5 protein-coding genes and 1 pseudogene are annotated in these 4,891 nt (G+C 74.5%); 2 read left to right on the top strand and 4 right to left on the bottom strand.

Annotated features, from left to right (window positions below):
* A pseudogene (locus ACE3O1_RS14790) lies at window positions 1-363 on the top strand (fumarylacetoacetate hydrolase); the annotation flags it as partial.
* Window positions 360-1,877 (top strand): aldehyde dehydrogenase (NADP(+)), encoded by a 1,518-nt coding sequence (locus ACE3O1_RS14795; protein WP_374316345.1) that lies wholly within the window; start codon window positions 360-362, stop codon window positions 1,875-1,877. The pseudogene ACE3O1_RS14790 and the gene ACE3O1_RS14795, both read left to right, overlap by 4 nt.
* 33 nt (window positions 1,878-1,910) lie before the next feature.
* On the opposite strand, the gene ACE3O1_RS14800 is transcribed toward ACE3O1_RS14795, so the two are convergent.
* From ACE3O1_RS14800 to ACE3O1_RS14815, 4 genes are all read right to left on the bottom strand, one after another.
* Entirely contained in the window at window positions 1,911-2,669 is a 759-nt protein-coding gene (locus ACE3O1_RS14800; RefSeq protein WP_374316347.1) for an SDR family NAD(P)-dependent oxidoreductase, read from the bottom strand.
* Entirely contained in the window at window positions 2,666-3,517 is an 852-nt protein-coding gene (locus tag ACE3O1_RS14805; protein ID WP_374316349.1) for a fumarylacetoacetate hydrolase family protein, read from the bottom strand. Before ACE3O1_RS14805 ends, ACE3O1_RS14800 begins: the two co-directional genes overlap by 4 nt.
* A gap of 24 nt (window positions 3,518-3,541) precedes the next feature.
* A complete protein-coding gene (locus tag ACE3O1_RS14810; RefSeq protein WP_374316351.1) occupies window positions 3,542-4,480 on the bottom strand; it encodes a sugar kinase in 939 nt (312 codons plus the stop codon).
* On the bottom strand, window positions 4,477-4,891 hold a 415-nt coding region (locus tag ACE3O1_RS14815; RefSeq protein WP_374316353.1), incomplete at its 5' end, for a bifunctional 4-hydroxy-2-oxoglutarate aldolase/2-dehydro-3-deoxy-phosphogluconate aldolase. The genes ACE3O1_RS14815 and ACE3O1_RS14810, both read right to left, overlap by 4 nt.

The following is a 4,891-nucleotide window of genomic DNA, read 5'->3' on the forward strand; positions in this document are numbered from 1 at the left end:
GTCGTGCGAAACGCGGTCGGCACGCTCAGGGGGGACGGCGCCGAGGCGTGCGCGCTCGCCGCGGCGAGCCCGCTCTCGGCGATCTCGCGCGACCCCCTCGACCTGGTCGCACAGGTGGTCGGCGACCACCACCAGTACCCCGACGGCTTCGTCCTCTACCTCGGCACGCTGTTCGCGCCGGTCGAGGATCGCGGCGCGCCCGGCCGGGGCTTCACCCACCACGACGGAGACGTCGTCCGCATCGCCGAGCCCCGCCTCGGCGCACTCACCAACCGCGTGCGCGCCACCGACCGGGTCGAACCCTGGACCTTCGGCATCGGCGCGCTCCTGGAGAGTCTTTCCCGACGAGGATTGCTGTCATGACCGTTCTCACCTCCACCGACCCGCGCACCGGAGAATCCCGCGACACCGGCATCGCCGCGACCGACGACGCCGCCGTCGCCGAGATCGTGCGGGCCGCGGCATCCGCCTTCCCCGCCCTCGCCGCCGAGGATCGCGCGTGGCGCGCCGGACTGCTCGACGCGCTCGCCGACGCGCTCGAGGCGCAGCGCGACGCGCTCGTCGCGATCGCCGACCGCGAGACCGGGCTCGGCGTGCCGCGGCTGACCGGCGAGGTCGGCCGCAGCGCGTTCCAGCTGCGCCTCTTCGCCGAGGCCGTGCGCGAGGGCGGCTATCTCGAGGCGGCCATCGACCACGCCGGCGAGACGCCGATCGGGCCGGGTCCCGACATCCGCCGCATGCTCGTGCCCCTCGGGCCGGTCGGCGTGTTCGGGTCGAGCAACTTCCCGTTCGCGTTCTCGGTCGCCGGCGGGGACGTCGCCTCGGCGCTCGCCGCGGGCAATCCGGTGGTGGTCAAGGCGCACGGCTCGCATCCCGAGACCTCGGCCGCGACCTTCGCCGCGCTCGTCGAGGCGGCCCGCAGGCACGGCGCGCCGGACGGAACGCTCGGCATCGTGTACGGCACCGGCGCCGGGCGCGCCCTCGTCGCGGCCCCCGAGCTGCGCGCCGTCGGCTTCACCGGCTCGCTCGGCGGTGGCCGGGCGCTCCTGCGCATCATCGAGGAGCGCGACGAGCCCATCCCGTTCTACGGCGAGCTCAGCAGCCTGAACCCCCTCGTCGTGACGCCCGCGGCCGCAGCGGCCCGGGGCGATGCCATCGCCGAAGCGCTCTTCGGATCCTTCACGCTCGGGTCGGGACAGTTCTGCACGAAACCGGGCTTCGCATTCGTCCCGGTCGGCGAAGCCGGCGACGTCCTCGTTGCGGGATTGGTCGGGCGTGCCGAGGCCGCGCCGGCCGGCGTGCTGCTCAACGAGCGCATCGCGGACTCGTTCGGCGAGATCCGCGCCCGGCTCGTGCAGGAGGGGAGGGCGCGCATCGCCGGTGGCGGAACGGATGCCGCATCCCCGGGCTTCCGCGCGTCGCCGACCGTGCTCGAGCTCGACGCCGCCGACGTCACCGCTGACGTGACCGAGGAGGCGTTCGGGCCGCTGATCGTGGTGGCCCGCTACCGCGACACCGCCGACGTCGTGCACGCGCTCGCGGCCGTGCCGGACTCGCTCACGGCGACGATCCACTCCGAGCCCGCGGAGGAATCGCTGAGCCGGGAGCTGACCCGCGAGGTGCTCCCGCGCGTGGGCCGCGTCGTCTACAACGGCTACCCCACCGGCGTGCGGGTGGCGTGGGCCCAGCACCACGGCGGACCGTGGCCGGCCACCAACACCCTGCACACCTCCGTCGGCGTGACGGCGATCCGCCGGTTCCTGCGGCCGGTCGCGTTCCAGGACGCGCCCGAGCACGTCCTCCCCGAGGAGCTCCGCGACGCCTACCGGGGAATCCCGCGCCGGATCGACGGCATCCTGGCCCTCGCCGGCTCCTGACCGCCCTCCCCGCACAAACGGAAACCGTGGGGGTCAGGTGCGCGGGCGGACCCGGAGGTGGGTGACGCCGCCGTCGACGTCGAGCGCGATGCCGGTCGTCGAGCCCGACGCGGGGCTCGCGAGGTAGAGGATGGCGCCGGCGACCTCCGCGGGGGTCACCATACGGCCGGTGGCCTGGCGTGCGTCGAGCGCGGCCCGCTCCTTGACCGGGTCGGGGAAGCCCTGCAGCATCCGGTCGACGAACGGCGTCGAGACCGTGCCCGGGCTCACGCAGTTGACGCGCACCCCCTCGACCACGTGGTCGGTCGCCATCGCGAACGTCAGCGCGAGGATCGCGCCCTTCGAGGCCGAGTACACGGCACGCTGGGGGAGTCCGTTGAGGGCCGCGATCGAGCAGACGTTGACGATCGCGGCGTGCTCCGACTCGCGCAGGTACGGCAGGGCCGACGCGCAGACGCGGGCGGTGCCGCGCACGTTGATGCCGAGCACGCGCTCCCAGTCCTCCTCGGTCGCCTCTTCGACGGTGCCGACCGAGCTCACGCCGGCGCTGTTGACGACGATGTCGATGCCGCCGAACGCCGCCGCGACGGCCGCGGTCGCGGCATCCACCGACGCCCGATCGGTGACGTCGGCGCGGAACCCGGTGACACCTTCGGCGAGACCGTCGACGGCGATGTCGAGCACGGCGACGGTCGCCCCGCGGTCGGCGAACGCCTGAGCGGTCGCGAGGCCGATGCCCGACGCGCCGCCGGTGACGACGACGACGAGGTCGTCGAACTCCGCCGCGCTCATGCCTGGACCATCCGCTGACGCGCGCGGCCGAGGCCGTCGATCTCGAGCTCCACGACATCCCCCTCGCGCAGGTACGGCTCGCCCGGGATGCCGAGCGCGACCCCTGCGGGGGTGCCGGTGTTGATGAGGTCGCCGGGGCGCAGCACCATGAACTGCGACAGGTACCAGATGACGTGGGCGACGGAGAAGATCTGCGACGCGGTCGAGCCGTCCTGGCGGAGCTCGCCGTTGACCCACAGTCGCAGACCCAGCGCCTGCGGGTCGGCGACGGCGGCCGCGGGCACCAGGCCCGGGCCGAGCGGGTTGAACGTCTCGCAGCTCTTGCCCTTGTCCCACTGGCCGCCGCGCTCGAGCTGGAACTCCCGCTCGGACACGTCGTGCGAGAGGACGTAGCCCGCCACGTGCGCGAGAGCGTCGTCGGGCGAGTCCAGGTAGCGCGCCTCGGTGCCGATCACGACGCCGAGCTCGACCTCCCAGTCGGTCTTCATCGACCGGCGGGGGACGAGCACGTCGTCGAACGGCCCGACGATCGTCGACGGGTCCTTCATGAAGACGACCGGCTCCGACGGCACCGCGGCGCCGGTCTCGGCCGCATGGTCGTGGTAGTTCAGGCCGATGCAGACGATCTTGCCGGGTGGGGCGATCGGCGCGCCCACGCGCAGCGATCCGGCGTCGGGAAGCTCCTCGAGCCGGCCCTCCTCGACGGCGGCCGTCGCACGCGCGAGACCGCCGGCCGCGAGGAAGGCGCCGTCGATGTCGGCGGTGAGCGGCCGCAGGTCGTACGCGCGACCGTCGCGGTGCACGACGGGGATCTCGCTGCCGGCCTCGCCGAGGCGTCCGAATGTCATGGGTTCTCCTTCGATGGGATCGGGTCAGCGGGCGACGTCGCCCGGGGTTCGGCGGTCCAGTTCGGCGCGGCGAGGCGCACCCTGCCAGTCGCCCGGATGCAGGCAGGCGAAGGCTCCGGCGAGGGCGGCCGTGCGCAGCCGACGGTCGGCGCCTTCACCGGTGAGCCGCTCGGCGAGGTAGCCGGCGGCGAAGGCGTCGCCCGCGCCGACGGTGTCCACCGGCGTGATCGGCTCCGCCGTCACGCGATGGATCGCCCCGTCGATCGAGGCGACCGCGCCGTCGGCGCCGAGAGTCACGACGACCTCGGCCGGTCCGGTCTCGGCCAGCGCAGCGGCGAGGGCCCCGGCATCGGCGCCGGAGCGCAGCATCCGCGCCTCGTCGTCGCTCGCGAAGACGATGTCGGCGGCGGCGATCACGCGCTCGTACTCGGGGCGCGCCTCATCGCCCGGCCAGAGCTTGCTCCGGTGGTTCACGGCGAACGACACCAGCGCACCCGCCGCGCGGGCGCGCGCGACCGCCTCGTGCACGGTGGCGCGCGCCGAGTCCGACAGTGCGAGGGTCACGCCGGTGACGTGAAGGATGCCGCTCCCGGCGAAGTCCACGCGGTCGAGGTCGCCGGGAGCCAGGCGGCTGCCCGCGCTGCCGCGCCGGTAGTAGTCCACGACGGTCGAGCCGGCCCGCGGGGCCGACTTCAGCATCAAGCCGGTCGGCGCCTCGGGATCGACGACCGCCACGACGTGCACGCCTTCGGAGCGGAGGTCGCCCGCGACGCGGCGGCCGAGCGCGTCGTCGCCGACTCGGCCGAGCCACGTGACGGGCGTGCCGAGGCGGGACAGACCGATGGCGGTGTTGCCCTCCGCACCGCCGGTGTCGACGCGCCCGGAGCCCAGGTGCTCCCAGCCGCCGACGCCGTCGCCGCGGAGGAGCCCCATGCTCTCGCCGAGTGTGATGACGCGGCTCACGGCCGGCTCCGGACCGCGTCCCGAACGCGTGCGCACTCCCGCGCCGCGTCGACGATCGCGGCGAAGTCGCCGCGTGCGACGGCATCGCGGGGGACCATCCAGCTCCCGCTGGCCGCGAACACGTGCGGTCGCGCGAGGTAGTCGGCCAGGGTCGCCCCGTCGACGCCGCCGCTCGGCAGGTAGCGCAGGCCGGGGAACGGCCCGTTCAGGGCGTCGAGGTAGCCCGGACCGCCGAGCTGCCCGGCGGGGAAGACCTTCACGTGCGCGAATCCGTCCGCGATGGCGCGCATCGCCTCGGTGGGCGTCGCGATCCCGGGGATGAGCGGCACCCCGGTCGCCGCGAGACGGGCCGCAACGGCGTGGTCGTACCCGGGCGTCACCGCGAACGCGGCACCGGCCGAGGCCACGGCA

It is taken from the genome of Microbacterium sp. (genome assembly GCF_041909575.1).
In the GTDB taxonomy this organism is placed as follows: Bacteria; Actinomycetota; Actinomycetes; order Actinomycetales; family Microbacteriaceae; genus Microbacterium.